Raw genomic sequence first — 19,342 nt, forward strand, 5'->3', positions numbered from 1 at the left:
AAGCCGCGCCGGTGGTGCAACGCTCCGATCTCCCGCGCGACCTGTCCCCCTGGGGCATGTTCATGGCAGCGGACAGCCTCGTTAAGGCAGTCATGATCGGCCTCGCGTTGGCTTCGCTGGCGACATGGACAATCCTTCTCGCAAAGACGATCGAGCTTGCCGGGGCCCGGCGGAGCGCGCGACACACGCTCGACGCCGTTCGCGAGGCCCGGACGATGGCCGAAGCGCTTTCGGCCACGGAAAGGAACGGCGGTCCCGCAAGAGAAATGGTCTCCGACGCAGCGCGCGAGGTGGCCCTGTCAGATGGTGCCATCGATCACGCGGGCGGCGAGGGACTGAAGCAGCGCGTGCAACTCATGCTTTCACGCATCGAGGCGTCGGCCGGGCGGCGCATCTCGGAAGGCACGGGCGTGCTCGCAACAATCGGCTCCATCGCGCCGTTCGTCGGCCTGTTCGGCACTGTATGGGGCATCATGAACAGCTTCGTCGGCATCTCGAAGGCTCAGACGACAAACCTCGCCGTCGTCGCGCCGGGTATCGCCGAAGCGCTCCTGGCTACAGCCATCGGGCTCGTCGCGGCGATCCCCGCCGTCATCGTCTACAACGGCTTCGTTCGGCGGATACAGGCCTACCGCGCGCTGCTCGGCGACGTGGCTGCGGGCTTACTGTGCCTCATCAGCCGCGATCTCGACTATCGCAAGGTGCCGTCGACCCGCGTCGTACGCTTCGGGCAGGCCGCGGAATAAGACCATGGCCGGAGGATTGCTGGATAATCACGGTAACGGCGACGAGTTGCCGGAGGCGAGCGAAATCAACGTCACGCCGATGATCGACGTGATGCTCGTGCTGCTCATCATCTTCATGGTGGCGGCGCCGCTCGCAACCGTAGACATAAACGTGGACTTGCCTGCCTCCACGGCGAAGCCCGCGCAAAAACCTGAGAAGCCGCTGTATCTTACGCTCAAGGGCGATTTTACGCTCGCGCTCGGCAATGAGGCGATTTCTCGCGATGCGCTGGCCGGAGCGATCGACACCGCTGCGTCGGGCAACCGCGAGACGCGCATCTATCTGCGCGCGGACAAGGGCGTGCCCTATGGCGAGTTCATGGCCGTAATGAACGTGCTGCGCGATGCGGGCTACCTGAAGGTTGCGCTCGTCGGGCTCGAAACCGTAGGTGTGCCGCCGCCGTCCGCCCCGAGCGCCCCATGACGGCGTCTCGCTTTCGCGGCATCGACGACGCGTTGATGCGGCTTTCCGACAGATTGCTGGAGCGGAACGGCAACGGCGCCGCAGAGGTTGCACTCTGGGGATCCGCCTGCGCAACAGTCGCGGGGATTGCCGCGCTTGTCGGCCTCGGTCTTGCTCTACAGCCTGAGATTCAGGCGAATGCCGGACCGCCCCCCGCGCTCATGATCGATCTTTCCATCGATGCGGATGAAGCCGCCCGTACCGACATGACCGAAATCGGCAATGCGATGTTCGCCGCGCAGGAGGTTCAGAGCAACTCAATCGAGCCCGTGGAGAAGCCATCGGAAACGCCCGATTCCCTGCCGGACGAACCTGAAAAACCCGTCGAGAAAAAGCCCGACGAGCCGCCGGAGGAAATCAAGACGCCTCTGCCGCAGACGGAGAACGTCGAGGTTCCGCTTCCAACTGAAACGCCCAAGCCCGAACCGGTGAAAAAGTCGAATAAGCCCGCCCCTGCGTCGGTCGCCGCAATCGAGGCAGCGGCGGAGGTTCAGAAGTCCGACCGGAGCGTTGCACGACAGTCGGGTGCGGGCTCATCCTCGGCCGTTGCCATCGCGACATGGGAAAGCCGGTTGATGACGCATCTCGGGCGAAACAAGCGCTACCCGGCCGATGCGCGCGCCAGAGGCGAAACGGGCACAGTTACGGTGACCTTCAGTCTCGATCTTTCCGGCAAGGTGCTTTCGGCTTCGCTGCAAAAAACCTCCGGACATCCAGACCTCGATGCGGAAGTGCTCGACCTCGTGCGGCGCGCCTCTCCGCTGCCCGTCCCTCCGCCCGGCGCGCCGCTGACCATCACCGCGCCCGTGCGCTTCTCGATCAAATAGGATGGGCCGCTCCGTGGGGCTCCTGCGGGGGCAACTTTCGCGCCTCCTTGTGGACATCGCTCCCCTGCGGGAGAGCCAGCCGTTCCGTATGCTGTTCTTCGCGCGGACCGCGTCGCTGCTCGTTTATGGCGTGCTCGGCGTTGCCGTCAGCCTGCAGGTCTTCGCGCTCACGCAATCGTCGTTTCATGTCGGAGCGGTCGGGTTCGCAGCCGCAGGCGGAACCGCGCTCGGACTTCTTTTCGGCTCGCCGATGGCTGACCGCTACGACCGCAAGCCGCAGATGGTCTGGAGCAGGCTCGCGTTCCTCTGCACTGTACTTGCGCTGCTTGCGAACGCCTTGCTCGCCGAACCGCGCCTCTGGCTCGTCTATCTGGCCGCGGGTCTGGGCGGCCTCGCAGGCGGCTTCAGCGCTCCCGCCCTGATGGCGGCGGCTCCGACGCTCATCGCGCGCGAGCACCTGGCTGCCGCAGGCGCGCTTACCGCCATTGGGATCGAAACCGGGGCGATTATCGGGCCGCCCGTTGCAGGTCTTCTCATCGCCGGGCCCGGATTCGCGTTCTGTTACGCCTTCGTCGCAATCGGCGCTGCGATTACGCCGGTCTTGCTGGCTCGCCTGCCGCCGCTGCCTCCGAAATCCGCGGACGATGCCGGCCTTTGCGGCCCTCATCTGCTCGATGCGCTCGTCTTCTTCAGAACGCACCCCGTTGTTGCGGGCTTGCTGGCGACGGATTTCCTGACCTGTCTTTTTATCGTCCCGCACGTGCTCATTCCACAACTCGCCTTCGATATTTTCGCGGGTGGCACGGCTTACGCAAGCCTCCTTTATACGGCGCCCGCCGTAGGCGGTCTGCTTGCAGCGCTGACGTCGGGATGGACGCGCCATGTCCGGCAGCCTGGGCGGGCGCTGTTGCTGCTGACGGCGTGCTGGGGACTTTGCGTTGCGGTTGCCGCGACGGCGCCAGACATCGGGTCCGCTACGGCGCTTTTCGGCCTGATGGGCTTTTTTGGGGCGGCTGGGGAAATCCTGAGGGGTGCGCTGTTGCAGTGTCACGTCCCGGATCGGCTGAGGGGGCGCGTCTTCGGCCTCTGGCTCCTGCAATCCTCGGCGGCTCCGGCCATCGGCGGCTTCCAGACGGGAGCGGCCTCCCAGGCATTTTCTGTTCCGACCGTTCTGGCGGCCGGCGGCGCCGCCTCCATGGTTGCGACGATGGCTGTGCGCGCCGTTTTCCCCTCTCTGCTGACCGCGAAGATTGGAAAAAGCGCTCAGTTGCCGTCGCTTGCCGAAAGCGCGGCGCACCAACCCTGAGCGAATGCGAGCTTATGCTCCGGTGCGCTTCCGGCGAGGCGTCCGATGCGAGCGCTGATCGCTCGGCTCGCGGTTCCCGGCGCTCGCGCCGCAAAGGCCGTTTGCCTGCGATCACCAGGCCAGCCAATTGGTTCCATCGCCCGGGTTGTCCTGACGAAAACGGGCGCTTCGCGAGGGGAGGTGGCGCGGCTGAGCGCGTTCGCCAGAAGCACAAAAAAGGAGCGCCGCTCGCGGCGGCGCTCCGGTCTGCAGGAACCTGCTGAGACTTGATCAGCCCTTGCGGGCATATTCCTCGCGGGCGATCCACTTCTCAAGCTCCGCGACGTGCTCGGCTTCCTCTTTCACGAATTGCTTCGCTTCGGCGACGATGGCCGGGTCTTTCGACACATGGGCCACGGCGTAATAGAACTCGTAGCCACGCTTCTCGCCCTGAAGGGCGGCCTTCAGCGCATCGAGGCGCGACAGCGTCGGATCGCCAGCCCAAAGCGCTGTACGCTCCGGCGTCACATGGTCGGGCCAGACGTAGTCGGCGGGGATATGCAGGCTCGGGTCGATGGTGCCGGCGCGCTTCTGCGCTTCCGCCAGATGCAGGCGGGAGAACTCGGCAAGCTTGGCAAAAAGTTCGGCGACCTCTGCGTTGCCGACATCCGCCATGGACTTCGACAGCTGGTCGTAGTGGATCGCAGCGTCTTCCTCGACCTTCACCGCATATCCGAAAAATTCCTCAAGGCTGCGGATCTCGGTGCCGCCCTTGTAAACGCGCGCCGCTTTCGTGACGGCCGGCCCCTTGGCGGGAACGGTCTCGTCGCCCACGAACGAAACGATGATGTCTTCGTCGCGCACGATATACTGGCATGCGAGGCGGAAGCGCGGCGCCACGTCGCTGGTTTCAGCGTTCTTGATTTCCTCGGCCGTGATCTTGCCGAGCTGGCGGAGCTGCTCCTTTTCCTTTTCTGTGAGCGAGATGGCGTGAGCGCGTTGCGCATCAAGCTGCTTCACCTCGATGAGACAGGAACCGCATTCGCCATCCTGGCAGTCAAACGGGATCGGGATCTTGTGCTCCTTGGCAACGGCGAGAATGGTCCCCCGATCGCCCGCTACAGCGTAAACCGTGACATCCTTTGCCAGGCTCGGGGAAGAAAATGTAATGTTCGCCATGGTATCTCCTTTTTTCGCGCCGGAGCACGAGACTGCAGTTCGTTGCCGGATTGCCCGACCTTGCGAGGCTTGAAATTACACTAAGTGTAAATTTACCGAAACCGTGGCTTTTGTCGCGCGAACATTTTTTTGAGATCGCGAACATTCTGCATAACTTCTGCTCAACTTGCCGAAAAAGAGTGCAGCTTTGAAAGCGGCGAGAAGAAAGGCAGCGTGCAAAAACTCTTTTCACGAAGGCAAAGCGCGCATACATTCCGCCGACCTCTAAAAAGGATGAAACCATGAGCTATAACGTCGCTGTCGTCGGCGCCACGGGCAATGTGGGCCGCGAAATGCTGAACATCCTCGACGAGCGCGAATTCCCGGTGAAAGAGGTTTTCGCGATTGCGTCGCGCCGCTCCGTCGGCGTGGAAGTTTCGTTCGGCGACAAAACGCTCAAATGCCACGATCTCGCGACGTTCGATTTCTCGCGCTGCGATTTCGCGCTGTTGTCCGCGGGCGGCGATGTGTCGAAGGAATGGGCGCCGAAGATCGCGAAGACCGGCTGCGTCGTCATCGATAATTCGAGCGCGTGGCGCTACGACATCGACGTGCCGCTGATCGTGCCGGAAGTGAACGCCGACGCGGTCGCCGGCTTCCGCAAGAAGAACATCATCGCGAACCCGAATTGCTCGACCGCTCAACTCGTCGTGGCACTGAAGCCGCTGCACGACGCCGCCACCATCAAGCGCGTCGTCGTCGACACCTATCAGTCCGTGTCCGGCGCGGGCAAGGAGGCGATGGACGAGCTGTGGAACCAGACGAAGGGCATCTTCGTCACCGACGCGCCCACGCCCGAGGTGTTTACCAAGCAGATCGCTTTCAACGTGATCCCGCACATCGACGTGTTCCTCGATGACGGCTTCACGAAGGAAGAGTGGAAGATGGTCGCGGAGACGAAAAAGATCCTCGATCCGAAGATCAAGCTCGTCGCCACCGCCGTGCGCGTGCCCGTGTTCGTCGGCCATTCCGAGGCGGTGCATATCGAGTTCGAGAACCCGATCTCCGCAAAGGAGGCGCGCGATATCCTGCGGGAGGCCCCGGGCTTGCTCGTTGTCGACAAGCGCGAGGACGGCGGCTACATCACGCCCGTCGAATGCGTCGGCGAGTTCGCGACCTATGTCAGCCGCATCCGCGAGGATCCGACGGTCGAGAACGGGCTGTCGCTCTGGGTGGTGTCCGACAACCTCCGCAAGGGCGCGGCGCTCAACACCGTGCAGATCGCGGAACTCATCATCAACCGCGGCCTCATCGAGAAGCGGGCGTAAGCACAGCCTTCGAGACACAGATCGCGGCCGGGTCTTTCGCCCGGCCGTTTTCATTCCGCCGATTTCAGCGGGCGCAAGCGCTTAACGCTTTATTAAAATCGGCGAAGCTTTGCCTTGCAAATGTCCAGAATGACCGGCTAGACAGGCAGGACGGCCGCGAAAGCGCAGCCGGCATCCGCTTTGGATCAACGCCACTCGTCACGCTTGAAGGTCACCCATGGCGACACCGTTTGCCCTCAACCAGCCGAATTATTCCCCCGTCACGCCGAGCCGCAGCGTCCACTCCACCGGCGATTCCAATATTTCAAACGATCTCACGATCATCGGCGATGTGACCTCCACGGGCAGCGTGACGCTCGACGGAGTCATCGAGGGCAACATCTATTGCACCTCGCTCATCGTGACGGCGAACGGCCGCGTGAACGGCGGCATCATCGCCAATCAGGAAGTCACCGTCCAAGGCAAGGTGAACGGCACCATTCGCGGCCGCCGCGTCATGCTGCAATCATCCGCGAAGGTCGAAGGTGACATCTTCCATCAAGGCATCGGCATCGAAATGGGCACGCGTTACGACGGCACGCTGCGCTGGACCGAAGACGAGCGCTCCTTCGACGAGCCCATCGCTCCGGTAAAGACGGGCGAGGCCGTGCTCGATCTCACGCCCTCGAACAGCGATGCCTTCACGCCCAACGACAGCGGCTATTGATCGGCTTACGTGCCGGGCACGAGCCACGCCGTGTGCGTTTCGTGCAGGCGCATCGCGTCCGCGAGCGCCGGGAGTGCCGTCTCGACGGCCTCCGGCACGGTAAAGGGCGCGTTGAACAGGATCAATCCGCAGCCATTCAGGCTTAGCGCGCGGCCGCGCGGATAGATCAGCGTTTCCACACACCATGTGCGAGGCAGGCCGAGCGCGGCCGCCTCAGCCTTCAAGGCATCGGTCGGCGAAACCGCCTTGATCGGATACCACAGCAGGAAAACGCCGGTCGCCCAGCGCTTCTTCCACTCGCGCATCTGCCTGATGAGAGTTTCGAACTCGTTCTTTTCCTCGAACGGCGGGTCGATCAGCACGAGACCGCGCCGCTCCTTCGGCGGGATCGTCGCGCGAATGCACTCATAGGCATCCATGCCGGTCACGCGCGCGGCCGGAAATTCCGCCAGCGTGCCATGAAGCGCGTCGCGGGTGGAGGCGTGCAGTTCGTTCGCGATCAGCCTGTCCTGTCGCCGCAGCCGCCGCGCAAGCAGAAGCGGTGAGCCGGGATAGAAGCCGTCTCCGACATCCTCGCGCACGAGCCGGAGATAGGGCTCCAGCGCCGCCGCACGCTCGGCCATCCCGGCACCGGTCGCGGCGCTCATGAGGGCACCGATGCCTTTGGCCCACTCGCCCGTTTTCTCCGCATCGTCCGAACGCAGATCGTAAAGACCCGCGCCGCCATGCGCATCGACAAGGCAGAGCGGGCTTTCCTTCCGCATTAGGTAATCGATGCAGAAGGCCAGAACCGCGTGCTTGATGACGTCCGCAAAGTTTCCGGCATGAAAGACGTGGCGATAATTCATGACTGTCGGGCTGTCGCTGTTGCCGCTTCTTGCGTCGTCGGTTCGACGCGTCGAAAGCCGATGGGATTGGTCGATTTGTTCGGTTTCACGCAAGCCTGCCGAAACGGCGCGCGGTCTAAAACGGAATGGTGCCTGCCAATGCGTCAGGCGTCTAGTGCATTGAATTTTGCATCTGGTTCACCCCTGCCGCTGGCCCGCGCTTGAGGAACGCACCTCCCGTCTTTGGTTCGCGAACACCGATCAAGCAAGCGTGCGATCCATCCGCCCCGACACCAGAGGAGTTGCCCATGACTTCCCCCAGCATTCCGGAACGTCCCTTCCCTGATCGCTCGCAGGATTTTGATCCGAAGAGCTTCGAGGCCGCAGAAAAAGAGCTGGAGGCTGCCGTGCAAAAGGGCCTTCGTGAACATTGGAAGTGGTTCACGGCCGAAGGCGTGCTGCTCGTGCTACTCGGCGCGGCGGCTATTGCCGTGCCGGTGCTCGCTTCCATCGCGGTGGCGGCGTTCGTGGGCTGGCTCCTTTTCTTTGCGGGGGTCTTCTCCGCCATCTCCACCATCCGTTCGCCGCGCGCGCCGGGCTATGTCTGGCACATCCTGCTGTCGGCGCTGATGGCGATCCTCGGCCTCGTGCTCGCGCTGTTTCCCGTTCAGGGGTCGCTCTCGCTCACGCTGGTCCTGACCGCCTATTTCATCGCGCACGGCATCGCGACCATCGCGTTCGCCTTCTCGATCAAACCGGACACGGGCCGGTGGATTCTTCTGTTGTTCGTCGCGCTGGTCGATTTCGTGATCGCGGCGTTCGTGATCGCGGGATGGCCGTCGACCGGCCTGTGGGTTCTCGGCCTGTTCGTCGGCATCGAATTGCTGTTGACCGGCTTGAGCCTGATTTTCGCGGCGCTCGGCGCGCGCGAAAGCGGGGCCGACGGGTCGCTCCCCGAAGCAGGCGCGCATCGCCCGGCTTGAACGCAACGATTGTAACCGCCCCGGGGCACGGTCAGGCGAACCTGTCCCGGGCGAAATTCAAGATTGCATCGCGCTTCTTGCGGCGCTTGCCGAATGGAAGCAGGATGTAACGGACCACACTTGCGCTGCCACGAACGATATCCATGCGGTGAAGCTGACGGCCGCGGTGCATGTTTTCTATCAGTTCATCATAAAAAGGCGTCTTCAACGCGTAGCGCCAATAGTGTTGCGCCATGTTGAGATCTCCATTGTGCCAGGGCTTCACCGGTCCCGTGAAGTGAACGATATAAGGATCGCGTTTCGCTTCGACGATCTTGGCGTGAAATTCCCGGGGCATGCGATGATCCCCTTCCAAAAACAGGAGCGAATTCCACTTCCAGTCTATGAACTTGGTCGCGCCGGCCAACGCTATGTTGAGAATATCCTGATCCATCAGGCGATATTCATGCTCTTGCATGACGCGGATAATACTGGCGCTTGCGTTTGTTGCCTTCATTTCATGGACATTGAACAAGATGACGCCGGAGTTGAAATAGGTTCCGTTCCGTCTGATCTCCTGTATCGCCCCTTTCTTGTTGCGGTCGGCTCCGATCTGGCCAAGCAGCGTATAAAACATATCCGGAGCTGCCGCTATGCAATGCCCATCCATCGGAGTATCGAACAATTCGGCCACATCGCGGTTGGTGACAGTGTCTGCGTCGATATACAAGACTTTATCGCAGGATAGCATTATTTCCGGAATGCGAAGCCTATAGAAAGCTTCTTTCGTAAAATAGCCCGATCCTTTGATGGCAAAATCGGAATAATACGCAGTGACATCAAAGAAACGAAGAGATATATTCGGCTTTTCAAGGAGACAGAGCCTGAGCTTCTGGCGGTCGTTACTCGTCAGATCGTCGGTGAACACCACCAGATCGTAGAGACGCTCGGGCGATGCGTGCTCGGCTATGGACGCAAACAGCGCGGCGGCGCCCGGCATGTATTTGCGGTTGAAGCATGTGACTATCGGTATCGCGGATCGGTCTGCATAGGCTGGCGCTATGCCGGGGGCGCGCGTTCCGTCCTCCGCGATCACGTAGGGCTCTCTCGTCGTTTCGTTCGAAGAATCGGCCGTGCGCATGATTTCACCGCATCGTTGGCTGCTGCTTCTATCCCGGAGGCGACGACCATACAGCTCGGACCGTGTTCGATCCACAAGGGTCTGTCATTCGTCTTTGGGCTCGATGGTTTTCCGCTGCTTGACCCGCTGGGTCCACAAAGGCAAATAGAGGGAGCATTCGGCGGAGGCTTCCATGGCAGCGACAAAGACCCCATCCAAATTCTTCAAGCCCCTCGCAGCGGGTGCTCCCGCTCCGTTCGTGGAAAAGCCCGTGCGCCTCGAACGGATGATCCACTTCGTCGCCCCGCATGTGGAGAAGATCCGCGCGAAGGTGCCGGACCTCATCAAGCAGGTCGACGTGGTGCTCGGCAATCTCGAAGATGCGATCCCCGCGACCGAGAAGGAGGCCGCGCGCAAGGGCTTCATCAAGCTCGCTCAGGAAAACGAGTTCGGCAGCACAGGGCTTTGGACGCGCATCAACGCGCTGAACAGCCCGTGGGTGCTCGACGACATCGTCGAGATCATGGGTGCGGTGGGCAACAAGCTCGACGTCATCATGCTGCCGAAGGTGGAAGGCCCGTGGGACATTCACTATCTCGACCAGCTGCTCGCCCAGCTTGAGGCGAAGCACAATATCAAGAAGCCCGTCATGATTCACGCCCTGCTCGAAACGGCGGAAGGCGTGGCGAATGTCGATCACATCGCGGGCGCGAGCCCTCGCATGCACGGCATGAGCCTCGGGCCGGCCGATCTCGCCGCGAGCCGCGCCATGAAGACGACCCGCGTCGGCGGCGGCCATCCGTCCTACGGCGTGCTTGCGGACGCGGCGGGCGACGCGCCGCGTGCCTTCTACCAGCAGGATCTGTGGCATTACACCATAGGCCGCATGGTGGACGCCTGTGCCACCTACGACCTCAAGCCCTTTTACGGTCCGTTCGGCGATTTCTCCGACGCGGCGGCGTGCGAAGCGCAATTCCGCAACGCCTTCCTTCAGGGCTGCGCGGGGGCATGGACCTTGCATCCCTCGCAGATCGAGATCGCGCGCCGTGTTTTCACGCCGGATCCGGGGGAGGCGGCTTTCGCCCGGCGCATCCTCGAAGCCATGCCGGATGGCACGGGCGCGGTGATGGTCGACGGCAAGATGCAGGACGACGCGACCTGGAAACAGGCCAAGGTCATCGTAGACCTCGCGAACCTCGTCGAGGCCAAAGACGGCGCTGCCCCAGTGACCGTGTGACATCTTGTAGCCCAGCAGCATTAGTGCAAAGTTTTTAAAGGATGCGGGAAGAATTCAATAACGCCATGGTGAAAGAACGGCGCGCGCGGTTTGCCATCGGGGAAGTCGTGAAGCATCGTCTTTTCCCGTTTCGGGGAATTATCTTCGACGTCGACCCCGAGTTCGCCAACACGGATGAATGGTGGCTCGCCATCCCGGAGGATATCCGCCCGGAGAAGGATCAGCCGTACTATCATCTGCTTGCCGAGAATGAGGAAACCGAATACGTCGCCTATGTCTCCGAGCAGAACCTGCTGCCGGACGACAGCGGCGAGCCGTTGCGCCATCCGCAGCTCGGCGAGTTGTTCGACGAGCTGGAGGACGGCGGCTACCGCTTCCGGGGGCCTGGCGCGAACTGAGACGGAAAAAGCCGGGGACAAGCCGCCCTTTTGAGCGGCTTCGGAACGGGCGCGTGACGATAGGCGTCACGCCGCCAGCGCAGCGTCATCCGAGGAAGACGCTACCGCTCCCGACAGGATCATATCCGCCGCTTTTTCAGCGATCATGATCGTCGGCGCGTTGGTGTTGCCGCTGATGAGGCGAGGCATGATCGATGCGTCCACCACGCGCAAGCCCTCCAGCCCGCGCACGCGCAGCGTTTCGTCCACCACCGCCATGGCGTCCTGCCCCATCTTGCAGGTGCCGATCGGGTGATAGATCGTCTCTGCCGTGCGACGGTTGTAATCGTCGATTTCGGCGTCGGTGCGCACCTTCGCGCCAGGCTGCCATTCCTCGCCGCGATACGGATCGAACGCGGGTTGCGCGAACACGTCGCGCAGCATCTTGAAACCGTCTCGCAACGTGCGCAGGTCGGCCTCGCTTTGAAGATAGTTCGGCTGGATCGCCGGATGCGCCAGCGGATCCGCCGATTTCAGCACGATCTCGCCGCGCGCCTCGGGCCGCTGCACGTTGTAATAGCCCATATATCCATGGCGCTGGATCATCTTGCGCCCGTGATCGGCGTAAAGGATCGCCGCGAAGTGATATTGCACATCCGGCGCAACAATCTCGGGCCGCGTCTTGAGAAAGGCGAGCGATTCCAGCCCCACGATCGACGCGGGCCCTTTGTGCGTCATCAGATAGTAAGCGACGTGCCGCAGGAGCGCACTCGGCTTGACAATGTTATAGTAGGAGACGGGCTTCGGGCAGTAGTGCTTGATCGCGCCGTGGATGTGATCCTGAAGGTTCTTGCCGACGCCGGGAAGGTTATGCACCGGCCTGATGCCGTGCGGTGCGATCTCGTCCGCCGGGCCGATGCCCGAGAGCAGCAGCAGTTGCGGCGAGTTGATCGCGCCGCCCGATACGATCACCTCGCGCGCGGCGCGAATGGTGCGCTTCTCGCTGCCATGCGCATATTCCACGCCGACCGCGCGCCCGCTCTCCACGATGATGCGCGTCGCCTGCGCCCGCGTGATCACGGTGAGGTTCGGCCGGTCCATCACCGGCTTCAGATAGCACACCGCGGCGCTCGCGCGGCGGCCGTTCGACACCGTGCAGTCGATGGGGCCGAAGCCTTCCTGCGACGCGCCGTTGAAATCGCCCGTGTAGGGGTGGCCCGCCTGCCGGCCCGCCTCGATCCATGCCACGTTCAGCGGATTGACGACGCCCGGCCGCGACACCTTCAGCGGGCCGTCGCCGCCGTGATACTCGTCCGCGCCGCCTGAATAGTTTTCCGCCTTTTTGAAATAGGGCAGCACATCGTCCCACGCCCAGCCGCGATTGCCGATCTGCGCCCACGTGTCGTAATCGCTCGGCACGCCGCGAATGTAGATCATGGCGTTGACGGAGCTTGAGCCGCCGAGCACCTTGCCGCGCGGCCAATAAAGCCGACGCCCGTAGAGGCCCGCCTGCGGCTCGGTGTGATAGCCCCAGTCGACCCAGCCCGTTCGCATCAGGCCCGCATAACCGGACGGCATATGAATGAGAAAATTCCAGTCGCGGCCTCCCGCTTCGAGAAGCGCGACCTTGATCGACGGATCGGCGGAGAGCCGGTTCGCGAGCACGCAACCCGCCGACCCGCCCCCGGCGATGACATAATCGTAGCCCATGTTTCCTCCGAGCTTATGTATCTTTTTCGCTCAGAGTGCTCCCGGCGCGTGCCGCGCGCAAGCCCTGCCCGGTCAAGCCGCGTCTTCGTCTTTCGCCGGGGGTGGGCGTCTCAGTCCGGCCGCCACTTCGTCGATACGCCAAGGGCCGATCATAAAACGTGATTTGCAGCGGCCGGTCGGGTTGGTAGGCTCCGGCCAGCACCCCGAAGCCTCAGGATCGCCCGCTGTACGCCCGCGCCTTAATCGATTTTCCGAAGGACGATGCGCCGCCGCTTAGCCTTGGCTTCGCCGGGCCGCGCGAACTGCTCGTCGCCGAGCGCGCCGCCGATGTCGTGCCGGTTCTTCGCGCGGCGGAAAACCACGCGCAACAGGGGCGTTGGGCCGTCGGCTTCGTGGCCTATGAAGCAGCAGCGGCGTTCGACAGGGCGTTGACGACACTCGCACCCGACCCGCGCTTTCCGCTCGCGGCCTTCGCCGTGTTCGATGCTCCGAAGCCGTGGCAAGAAACGCCCGCCACCTTCGCTTGCTCGGGCTGGGGGGCAGACATGACGCGCGCCGCCTACAGCGAAAAAATCGCGGCCATTCGCGACGGCATCGCCGACGGTGCGCATTATCAGGTGAATCTGACCATGCGCCTCGCCTCGCGCTTCGATGGCGACCCGCGCGGCCTGTTCGACGCCTTGCGCCGCGCCCAGCCGCACGCCTACGCGCTTTATCTCGATTTCGGCGATTGTTCAGCGCTTCGATGGCAGATCGCGTCCGTTTCGCCGGAATTGTTCTTTGCGTGGGAGCCGCGAACCCGCGCGATCCTCACCCGGCCCATGAAGGGCACCGCGCACGCCGACGCGCCCCCGGATGCGCTGCTGGCCTCGCCGAAAGAGCGCGCCGAAAACCTGATGATCGTGGACCTTCTGCGCAACGACATCGCGCGCGTCGCCGTGGACGGCACCGTAAGTGTGCCGAAGCTGTTCGCCATCGAGAAGCTCTCCACCGTGCAGCAGATGACGTCGACCGTCACCGGCACCGCGCGCCCGAGGACCGCACTCGCCGACATCTTCGCCGCCCTGTTTCCCTGCGGCTCCGTCACCGGCGCGCCGAAGATCGCGGCGATGAAATCCATCGCGGCGCTCGAAACCGGCCCGCGCGGCCCCTATTGCGGGGCGCTCGGCGTGATCGAACCCGGCGGTGCGGCGACTTTCAGCGTCGGCATACGAACGGTCGCGATCGCGAACGGCACCGCCACCTGCGGGGTCGGCAGCGGCGTGACATGGGATTCGAATGCGGCCGACGAATATGAGGAGTGCATCATGAAGCGCCGTTTCCTTCTTCGCGCGAGCGCCCCTTTTGAACTGCTGGAAACGATGAAGATCGATGAAGGCGCGATTGTTCTCCTGCATCGCCACATGGCGAGGCTCGCCCGCGCGGCTGAGCATTTCGGCTTTCCCTTCGACGAAGACGAGGTGCGCCGCGCTGTTGCCGCCATTTGCGCAGACCACGCGACGGGCGCGCATCGCCTGCGGCTTCTCCTGTCGCGGGAGGGTGCGTTGAAGCTTGAAAGCGGGCCGCTTCCCGTCACGCCAGCCGATCCCTTCGTGGTGTTCGCGCAATCGCCCGTCTCAAGCGATGACGAATTCCTGCGGCACAAGACGACGAACCGCGCTGTTTACGAAGCCCATGCCCCGAAGGACGGCGCCATCTTCGACACGCTCCTCTTCAACGAGCGAGGCGAGATCACGGAGTTTACTCGGGGCAATGTCGCCATCATGCGCAACGGCAAGTTCGTTACACCGGCTGAAACCTGCGGCCTCTTGCCGGGAACGCTCCGCGCGGAGCTTCTCGCCCGTGGTGATGTCAGCGAAGACGTGTTAACGAGAAAGGATATTATCGAAGCAAGCAACGTTATGTTTCTTAACACTCTTCGAGGATTGATTTCCGTTCGCCTGCGATTTCAGTAATCTTCCTTTTCCGACAGGACAACAGCGGCGCTGCCGCTGGTGCCAGTCCCGGCATTAAGCCGCGCGGCGTGCGTTGAACGCCGGTGCAAATTCCTTACATAGGCGGTTCCTTTCCTGTTGAAGCTTGGGATAGCTTGATCATTGATATTTCGACAGCGTCCCTCGACGCGCGAGCCTGAAAAAGACGGCAGGCTCATCAAGTGAAATGAACGGAATGAGCGACAAAAGAACAGGCCTCTCTGCGCTGGAAGGTGCTCTTCATTGCTTTGAGCTCGCCAGCGAAGCGGCCGGATTTGGCATTTACGAATACGACATCGACAACGAAAAGGTGCGTTGGTCCGGCTATATGCGGCGCCTCCTCGGCATTCCCGAGGATAGCAAGGCGTGCATGGACAGCGTGCTCCCCTGCATCCACCCGGAAGACCGCGAGCGCATTCATCGGGCCGCGAAGGCCATTGTGCGAACGGTGGGACGGTATCACAACGAATTCCGCATCGTGCGTCCGGGCGGGGAGGTGCGCTGGCTTCTGGACAGGGGGCAATCGCTCGGTCCCGTCAATCAGGCGACGGGCAAGGTGGCGCTCTCCATCGGCACGCTGATCGACGTGACGGAGCAGAGGCGGGCCGAAATGGACCGTGCCCTCTGGGAAAGCCGGTTCCGCAGCATCTATAAGTATTCGCTCGCCGGAATCGCCATCACCGGACCCGATGGCCATATTCTCGAATGCAATCCCGCTTACAGCAAGCTGGTCGGATATTCGGAGAGCGAGCTTCGCGAGAAGCATTTTTCCGAGCTGTTCCATCCCGACGATTTCGCGGAGCAGTCCGAACTCGCTCGGGCACTTCAGGCGGGCGAAATCTCGTTCATCGACGTTGAAGGCCGCTATGTGCACAAAAGCGGCCAGCCGGTCTGGACCCACAAGATCGTTTCCCTGCTGCCCGACGAGGGCGGAGGCGGAGCGCGCTTCGCAATAGTCCTCGCGACGGACATAACGAAACGCAAGCAGGCCGAAGAGGCGCTGCGCGAGAGCGAGCGGCGGGAGCGGCTCAGGCGGCACGATCTCGAAGCTGTGCTTGAAGCGGTCCCGGCTGGCGTGATTTTTGGAGAAGACCGCGCCTGCTCGCGCCTCAGCCTCAATCGCATGGCGCAGGACATCCTTGGGATGCCTGCGAAGGTTACGGTTGAAGGAATGCCACGCCTCGTCAGCGCATTGAAGGACGGACGCCTCATCGAGAGGGGCGATTTTCCGCTTCATTGGGCAGCCAAGACCGGGCGCTCCTTTTTTGGCGAGGATGTAGAACTTCACTATGCCGATGGCAGCTCGCGTTTCATTTATGGCAACGCCTTGCCACTCTTCGACGAGCAGGGAGAGATTAGGGGCGCTGTGGGAGCGTTTTTCGACTGCACGCAATGGAAGCTTGCGGAAAAAGCCCTGCGCGACAGCGAAGCGACGCTGGCGCGCGACGCGGAGGCGCTTCGCCGCCTCAATGACGCGAGTTCGAGGCTCTGGCGCGCGCGGGATCTGGCAAGCGGGCTCGATGAGGTGCTCGGCGCGGCCATCGAGCTTCTGGGAGCGGATCGCGGTGTGATCCAGCTCTACGACGCCGAGCGCGCCATTATCCGCATCGCGGCCGTCCGCGGCTATGACGAGGCAATCGTCAGCGCCTTCCATGAAACCAGGATCGACGACTATCCCGTTCTCGCCGACACTATACGAAGCGGTGAAACGCTCACCATCAGGGATATCGAAACCGATCCCCGCCTCCAGGGCCCACAGTACCAGGAGGTAGCCAAGATCCTGGGCTTCCGGGCGACACAATTCTGTCCCCTCGTGGTGCGGGACGGCACGGTTCTGGGCGTGCTGTCCACGCAATTTTCGCAGCCGCACGATCTTTCGGAACAGGATTTTCAGCGCCTCGCTCTTTTCGTTCGCCAGGCCACGGACTTTCTGGAACGCTGTCGTGCTGACGATGCACGGAAGGAGAGCGAAGAACGTCTGCGCGCGATCGTGGACACGGCCGTCGATGCAATCATCGTCATTGACGATGCGGGGCTGATCCAGTCGATCAATCCGTCCGGAGAACGCATCTTCGGCTACAGCGAAGAAGAACTCGCCGGCCAGAATATAGGAGTTCTGATGCCCGAGCAGAACCTCGCACTCCACAATTCCTACATTGCCAATTATCTGAAAACCGGCAAAGCGATGATAATGGGTACCGGCCGCGAACTCATGCACAGGCGGAAGGATGGCACCGTCTTCACAGCCGATACGGCCATCGCGGAATGGCATTTTGCCGGCAAGCGCTTTTTTACCGGCACAATTCGCGACATCACCGAGCGGAAGCGGCATGAGGAAGAAGTGCAGCTTCTGCTGAGGGAAGTGAACCATCGATCCAAGAATATGCTCGCCCTCGTTCAGGCTATCGCGCGGCAAACCGTATCCACCAACGCCGAAGACTTTCTTGAGCGCTTCGAGGAGCGCGTGCGCGCCCTTGCCGCCGCGCAGGATCTGCTTGTCAAATCGGAGTGGAAAGGCGTCGTTCTCGCGGAACTGATCCGCTCTCAGCTTGCGCATTTTCTCGACGCCATTGGACAGAGGATCTCGCTCGACGGTCCGCCGCTGTTCATTTCGGCTTCGGCGGCTCAGACGCTCGGAATGGCTTTGCATGAACTCGCGACGAACGCGGGCAAATATGGCGCGCTCTCTTCAGGCGAGGGCACGATCCACGTCAGCTGGTCAGCACGGCACAACGCGTGTGACGATCCCGACAGCTTCGAACTGGAATGGCGCGAGGCGCATGGACCGCGCGTTAACAGTCGAGCCAATGAAGGTTTCGGCTCCACCGTTCTCGGGCCGATGACCGAAATGAGCCTCGATGCGCAGGTTCAGTTTGACTTCGAGCCGACCGGTGTGATCTGGCGCCTGCAATGCCCGCTGAAGAACGTGGTGGAGGGACGATCAGCAGCTTCCGTTCCAGCCAAACCTCTGCCGACGGGGCCGCAGTCGGGGCGCAGATACGTTCTTGTCGTGGAGGACGAAGCGCTCGTCGCCCTCGAAATCGTGCAGTCGCTGAGGGAAGCGCAGTTCGACGTTCTGGGGCCGGCGCGCAGCGTGGCACAAGCTCTGGAAATTCTGAAGGAATTCCGTTTCAGCGCCGCTGTGCTCGATATCAATCTCGGAGCGGAAACATCAGAAGCCGTCGCGCTCGAACTCAATCGCCGCGGCATTCCGTTCGTGATCGTATCGGGATATTCGCTCGATCAGCTTCCGCTGGCGTTCCATGGTGTGCCCGCGCTTGTGAAGCCGCTGCGACCGGACATTCTCAAGACCGAGTTGCTCCGCCTCATGCGTGAAGATAGCCCGTGGCCAGTGATCTGATTGATGTCAGAAAGATGGAAGCTGACTTTCAAACAGAGACTTCTGGCTCTTGTCTCCGATCAAGATGGATAACTTCGTGATCACATTCCGTTGCTTGAAACGGGTCCGCTTCCTCACGGACAAATTCGGGCCATTATGATGTATGCCCCTCATTTTCTTTGATCCGAAACGAACTGTCCGTCAGATCGCCAGACTGGTGGTCCGATTCCGCCATGTGCATCCGTTTGCAGCACGCTTGCGAGCAAATGCCGGGATCAAAAGAACCGCCAGCAAACCCCTGGCCAGTGAAGGCTACACGAACAGATTTGAAACCAATTTCGGGTTAGTGTGCGTGCGATTTCAGAAATGTATACGGGAATGCTCAAGCGGCATCGCCCCTTCTTGGCACTATCGGCAATGGTAGTGAAGAGGGCAAGTAGACGGGCAAATGAGGAAAGTCATGGCAATTGGTGGTACGTTCAAGACGGTCGCATTCGACGACGGCAGCTATGCAGTGGTGGCGGTCGAAGCTGGCGATCAGAGAAAACTGGAAGTCGTAGCGACCTTCTTTGACGAAGAGCGCGCGCGTGACTATGCCGCGAAGGAAAGCGGCAAGACTTCAGCCGAATCCCCGGTGCGCGCCGAAGCAAAAGCGGAGCCGAGGCGTTCGTCCGCCAGTCACGTGGAAGCGGGCACCAGCGATGTGATCTCGGAATTGAGCGAGCGTCAGGCCGCGGTTTTGAAAACGCTCCGTAGCCGCAAGAACGAAAACAACGAAGTCGAAATGCGTGCCGCTTCCCTTGCCAGCGCAGCCAAGATTCCTCTGGGATCGCTTCATTCCGTTCTTCAGTCTCTCGAAAAGAAGAACTTCATCCGCACGACCCGGACGGGATCTGCCAAGGCGCCCGCCGTTTATGAGGTTCTGGAAGGCTGAACACCCTGAAAAAGAAGGCGATCCGGTCAAAGCATGAGAGATGATCTCTTGCTATCGGGTTGCTTCTTTGTGACTTCATTGAACCGTTCTCTTTCCCATTTGAGCATGGACTCGCGCGCGATTACATCCAGCATGATATTGCCGATGCGCTTCTGACGCATGCGTTCAGCTTCGTCAGGATCCTCGGCCACTACGTACTTCTTCCAAAAACGGGATAAGTATTGCTTCACCTTCAGAAAAGACATTATCGACTCCTCAAAATGCGCTTTCGGTTCACAAACCAAAGCGACGGTGCCTGACTGAAAGTCTC

General features: G+C 61.7%; 17 protein-coding genes. 12 read left to right on the forward strand and 5 right to left on the reverse strand.

Going from position 1 to position 19,342, the window contains the following annotated elements; genetic code table 11:
• The 4 genes from exbB to QM659_RS10595 form a co-directional block, all read left to right on the forward strand.
• A partial coding sequence (exbB, locus tag QM659_RS10580) for a tonB-system energizer ExbB (protein ID WP_415188397.1) occupies positions 1–746 on the forward strand: 746 nt, incomplete at its 5' end.
• Between the two features lie 4 nt (positions 747–750).
• Positions 751–1,209, forward strand: coding sequence for a TonB system transport protein ExbD (gene exbD / locus QM659_RS10585; RefSeq protein WP_415188398.1), 459 nt, complete (start codon positions 751–753; stop codon positions 1,207–1,209).
• On the forward strand, positions 1,206–2,075 hold the full coding sequence (locus QM659_RS10590; RefSeq protein WP_415188399.1) for a TonB family protein: 870 nt from the start codon (positions 1,206–1,208) through the stop codon (positions 2,073–2,075). Before exbD ends, QM659_RS10590 begins: the two co-directional genes overlap by 4 nt.
• Positions 2,076–2,088: 13 nt before the next feature.
• Entirely contained in the window at positions 2,089–3,381 is a 1,293-nt protein-coding gene (locus QM659_RS10595) for an MFS transporter (RefSeq protein ID WP_415188400.1), read from the forward strand.
• Between the two features lie 270 nt (positions 3,382–3,651).
• On the opposite strand, the gene QM659_RS10600 is transcribed toward QM659_RS10595, so the two are convergent.
• Positions 3,652–4,539, reverse strand: coding sequence for a 2Fe-2S iron-sulfur cluster-binding protein (locus QM659_RS10600; RefSeq protein ID WP_415188401.1), 888 nt, complete (start codon positions 4,537–4,539; stop codon positions 3,652–3,654).
• Between the two features lie 281 nt (positions 4,540–4,820).
• On the opposite strand from QM659_RS10600, the gene QM659_RS10605 reads away from it, so the two are divergent.
• Both QM659_RS10605 and QM659_RS10610 read left to right on the forward strand, forming a co-directional pair.
• On the forward strand, positions 4,821–5,846 hold the full coding sequence (locus tag QM659_RS10605) for an aspartate-semialdehyde dehydrogenase (RefSeq protein WP_127078512.1): 1,026 nt from the start codon (positions 4,821–4,823) through the stop codon (positions 5,844–5,846).
• Positions 5,847–6,063: 217 nt separating this feature from the next.
• Positions 6,064–6,552 carry a bactofilin family protein gene (locus QM659_RS10610; RefSeq protein WP_415188402.1) on the forward strand — a complete coding sequence of 163 codons (489 nt, stop codon included), beginning with the start codon at positions 6,064–6,066 and terminating at the stop codon, positions 6,550–6,552.
• 5 nt (positions 6,553–6,557) lie between these two features.
• Here QM659_RS10610 and QM659_RS10615 read toward each other — a convergent pair whose 3' ends face one another.
• Positions 6,558–7,400: a 23S rRNA (adenine(2030)-N(6))-methyltransferase RlmJ gene (locus QM659_RS10615; RefSeq protein WP_415188403.1), complete on the reverse strand. Its 843-nt coding sequence runs from the start codon at positions 7,398–7,400 to the stop codon at positions 6,558–6,560.
• A gap of 287 nt (positions 7,401–7,687) precedes the next feature.
• On the opposite strand from QM659_RS10615, the gene QM659_RS10620 reads away from it, so the two are divergent.
• Positions 7,688–8,362, forward strand: coding sequence for an HdeD family acid-resistance protein (locus QM659_RS10620; protein WP_415188404.1), 675 nt, complete (start codon positions 7,688–7,690; stop codon positions 8,360–8,362).
• Between the two features lie 31 nt (positions 8,363–8,393).
• Here QM659_RS10620 and QM659_RS10625 read toward each other — a convergent pair whose 3' ends face one another.
• On the reverse strand, positions 8,394–9,482 hold the full coding sequence (locus QM659_RS10625; protein WP_415188405.1) for a glycosyltransferase family 8 protein: 1,089 nt from the start codon (positions 9,480–9,482) through the stop codon (positions 8,394–8,396).
• Between the two features lie 172 nt (positions 9,483–9,654).
• On the opposite strand from QM659_RS10625, the gene QM659_RS10630 reads away from it, so the two are divergent.
• Together QM659_RS10630 and hspQ are read left to right on the forward strand one after the other, a co-directional pair.
• Positions 9,655–10,698: an HpcH/HpaI aldolase/citrate lyase family protein gene (locus tag QM659_RS10630; protein WP_415188406.1), complete on the forward strand. Its 1,044-nt coding sequence runs from the start codon at positions 9,655–9,657 to the stop codon at positions 10,696–10,698.
• A gap of 65 nt (positions 10,699–10,763) precedes the next feature.
• Complete coding sequence (gene hspQ, locus QM659_RS10635) at positions 10,764–11,096, forward strand: heat shock protein HspQ (RefSeq protein WP_127078500.1); 333 nt, start codon at positions 10,764–10,766, stop codon at positions 11,094–11,096.
• Positions 11,097–11,162: 66 nt separating this feature from the next.
• Here the strand turns inward: hspQ and QM659_RS10640 are convergent, their stop codons facing one another.
• Positions 11,163–12,785, reverse strand: a complete 1,623-nt coding sequence (locus QM659_RS10640; protein WP_415188407.1) for a GMC family oxidoreductase — start codon at positions 12,783–12,785, stop codon at positions 11,163–11,165.
• A gap of 332 nt (positions 12,786–13,117) precedes the next feature.
• On the opposite strand from QM659_RS10640, the gene QM659_RS10645 reads away from it, so the two are divergent.
• The 3 genes from QM659_RS10645 (at position 13,118) to QM659_RS10655 (ending at position 19,032) form a co-directional block, all read left to right on the forward strand.
• A complete protein-coding gene (locus QM659_RS10645; protein ID WP_415188408.1) occupies positions 13,118–14,740 on the forward strand; it encodes a chorismate-binding protein in 1,623 nt (540 codons plus the stop codon).
• Between the two features lie 214 nt (positions 14,741–14,954).
• The gene (locus QM659_RS10650; RefSeq protein ID WP_415188409.1) at positions 14,955–18,119 is read left to right on the forward strand and encodes a PAS domain S-box protein; all 3,165 of its coding nucleotides are present in this window, start codon (positions 14,955–14,957) and stop codon (positions 18,117–18,119) included.
• A 439-nt stretch (positions 18,120–18,558) separates the two neighbouring features.
• Complete coding sequence (locus tag QM659_RS10655) at positions 18,559–19,032, forward strand: hypothetical protein (RefSeq protein ID WP_415188410.1); 474 nt, start codon at positions 18,559–18,561, stop codon at positions 19,030–19,032.
• Positions 19,033–19,058: 26 nt separating this feature from the next.
• Here the strand turns inward: QM659_RS10655 and QM659_RS10660 are convergent, their stop codons facing one another.
• The gene (locus tag QM659_RS10660) at positions 19,059–19,277 is read right to left on the reverse strand and encodes a hypothetical protein (RefSeq protein ID WP_415188411.1); all 219 of its coding nucleotides are present in this window, start codon (positions 19,275–19,277) and stop codon (positions 19,059–19,061) included.
• Positions 19,278–19,342 lie beyond the last annotated feature (65 nt).

Source organism: Rhodomicrobium sp., from assembly GCF_047605405.1.
GTDB lineage: Bacteria > Pseudomonadota > Alphaproteobacteria > Rhizobiales > Rhodomicrobiaceae > Rhodomicrobium > Rhodomicrobium lacus.

Excerpts from the sequence above, each read along its gene's own strand:
- QM659_RS10650 (WP_415188409.1), top strand. The coding sequence starts at position 14,955 with ATGAGCGACAAAAGAACAGGCCTCTCTGCGCTGGAAGGTGCTCTTCAT.
- QM659_RS10640 (WP_415188407.1), bottom strand. The coding sequence starts at position 12,785 with ATGGGCTACGATTATGTCATCGCCGGGGGCGGGTCGGCGGGTTGCGTG.
- QM659_RS10625 (WP_415188405.1), bottom strand. The coding sequence starts at position 9,482 with ATGCGCACGGCCGATTCTTCGAACGAAACGACGAGAGAGCCCTACGTG.
- QM659_RS10630 (WP_415188406.1), top strand. The coding sequence starts at position 9,655 with ATGGCAGCGACAAAGACCCCATCCAAATTCTTCAAGCCCCTCGCAGCG.
- QM659_RS10610 (WP_415188402.1), top strand. The coding sequence starts at position 6,064 with ATGGCGACACCGTTTGCCCTCAACCAGCCGAATTATTCCCCCGTCACG.
- QM659_RS10615 (WP_415188403.1), bottom strand. The coding sequence starts at position 7,400 with ATGAATTATCGCCACGTCTTTCATGCCGGAAACTTTGCGGACGTCATC.
- QM659_RS10605 (WP_127078512.1), top strand. The coding sequence starts at position 4,821 with ATGAGCTATAACGTCGCTGTCGTCGGCGCCACGGGCAATGTGGGCCGC.
- QM659_RS10590 (WP_415188399.1), top strand. The coding sequence starts at position 1,206 with ATGACGGCGTCTCGCTTTCGCGGCATCGACGACGCGTTGATGCGGCTT.
- exbD (WP_415188398.1), top strand. The coding sequence starts at position 751 with ATGGCCGGAGGATTGCTGGATAATCACGGTAACGGCGACGAGTTGCCG.
- hspQ (WP_127078500.1), top strand. The coding sequence starts at position 10,764 with ATGGTGAAAGAACGGCGCGCGCGGTTTGCCATCGGGGAAGTCGTGAAG.
- QM659_RS10660 (WP_415188411.1), bottom strand. The coding sequence starts at position 19,277 with ATGTCTTTTCTGAAGGTGAAGCAATACTTATCCCGTTTTTGGAAGAAG.
- QM659_RS10620 (WP_415188404.1), top strand. The coding sequence starts at position 7,688 with ATGACTTCCCCCAGCATTCCGGAACGTCCCTTCCCTGATCGCTCGCAG.
- QM659_RS10600 (WP_415188401.1), bottom strand. The coding sequence starts at position 4,539 with ATGGCGAACATTACATTTTCTTCCCCGAGCCTGGCAAAGGATGTCACG.
- QM659_RS10655 (WP_415188410.1), top strand. The coding sequence starts at position 18,559 with ATGGCAATTGGTGGTACGTTCAAGACGGTCGCATTCGACGACGGCAGC.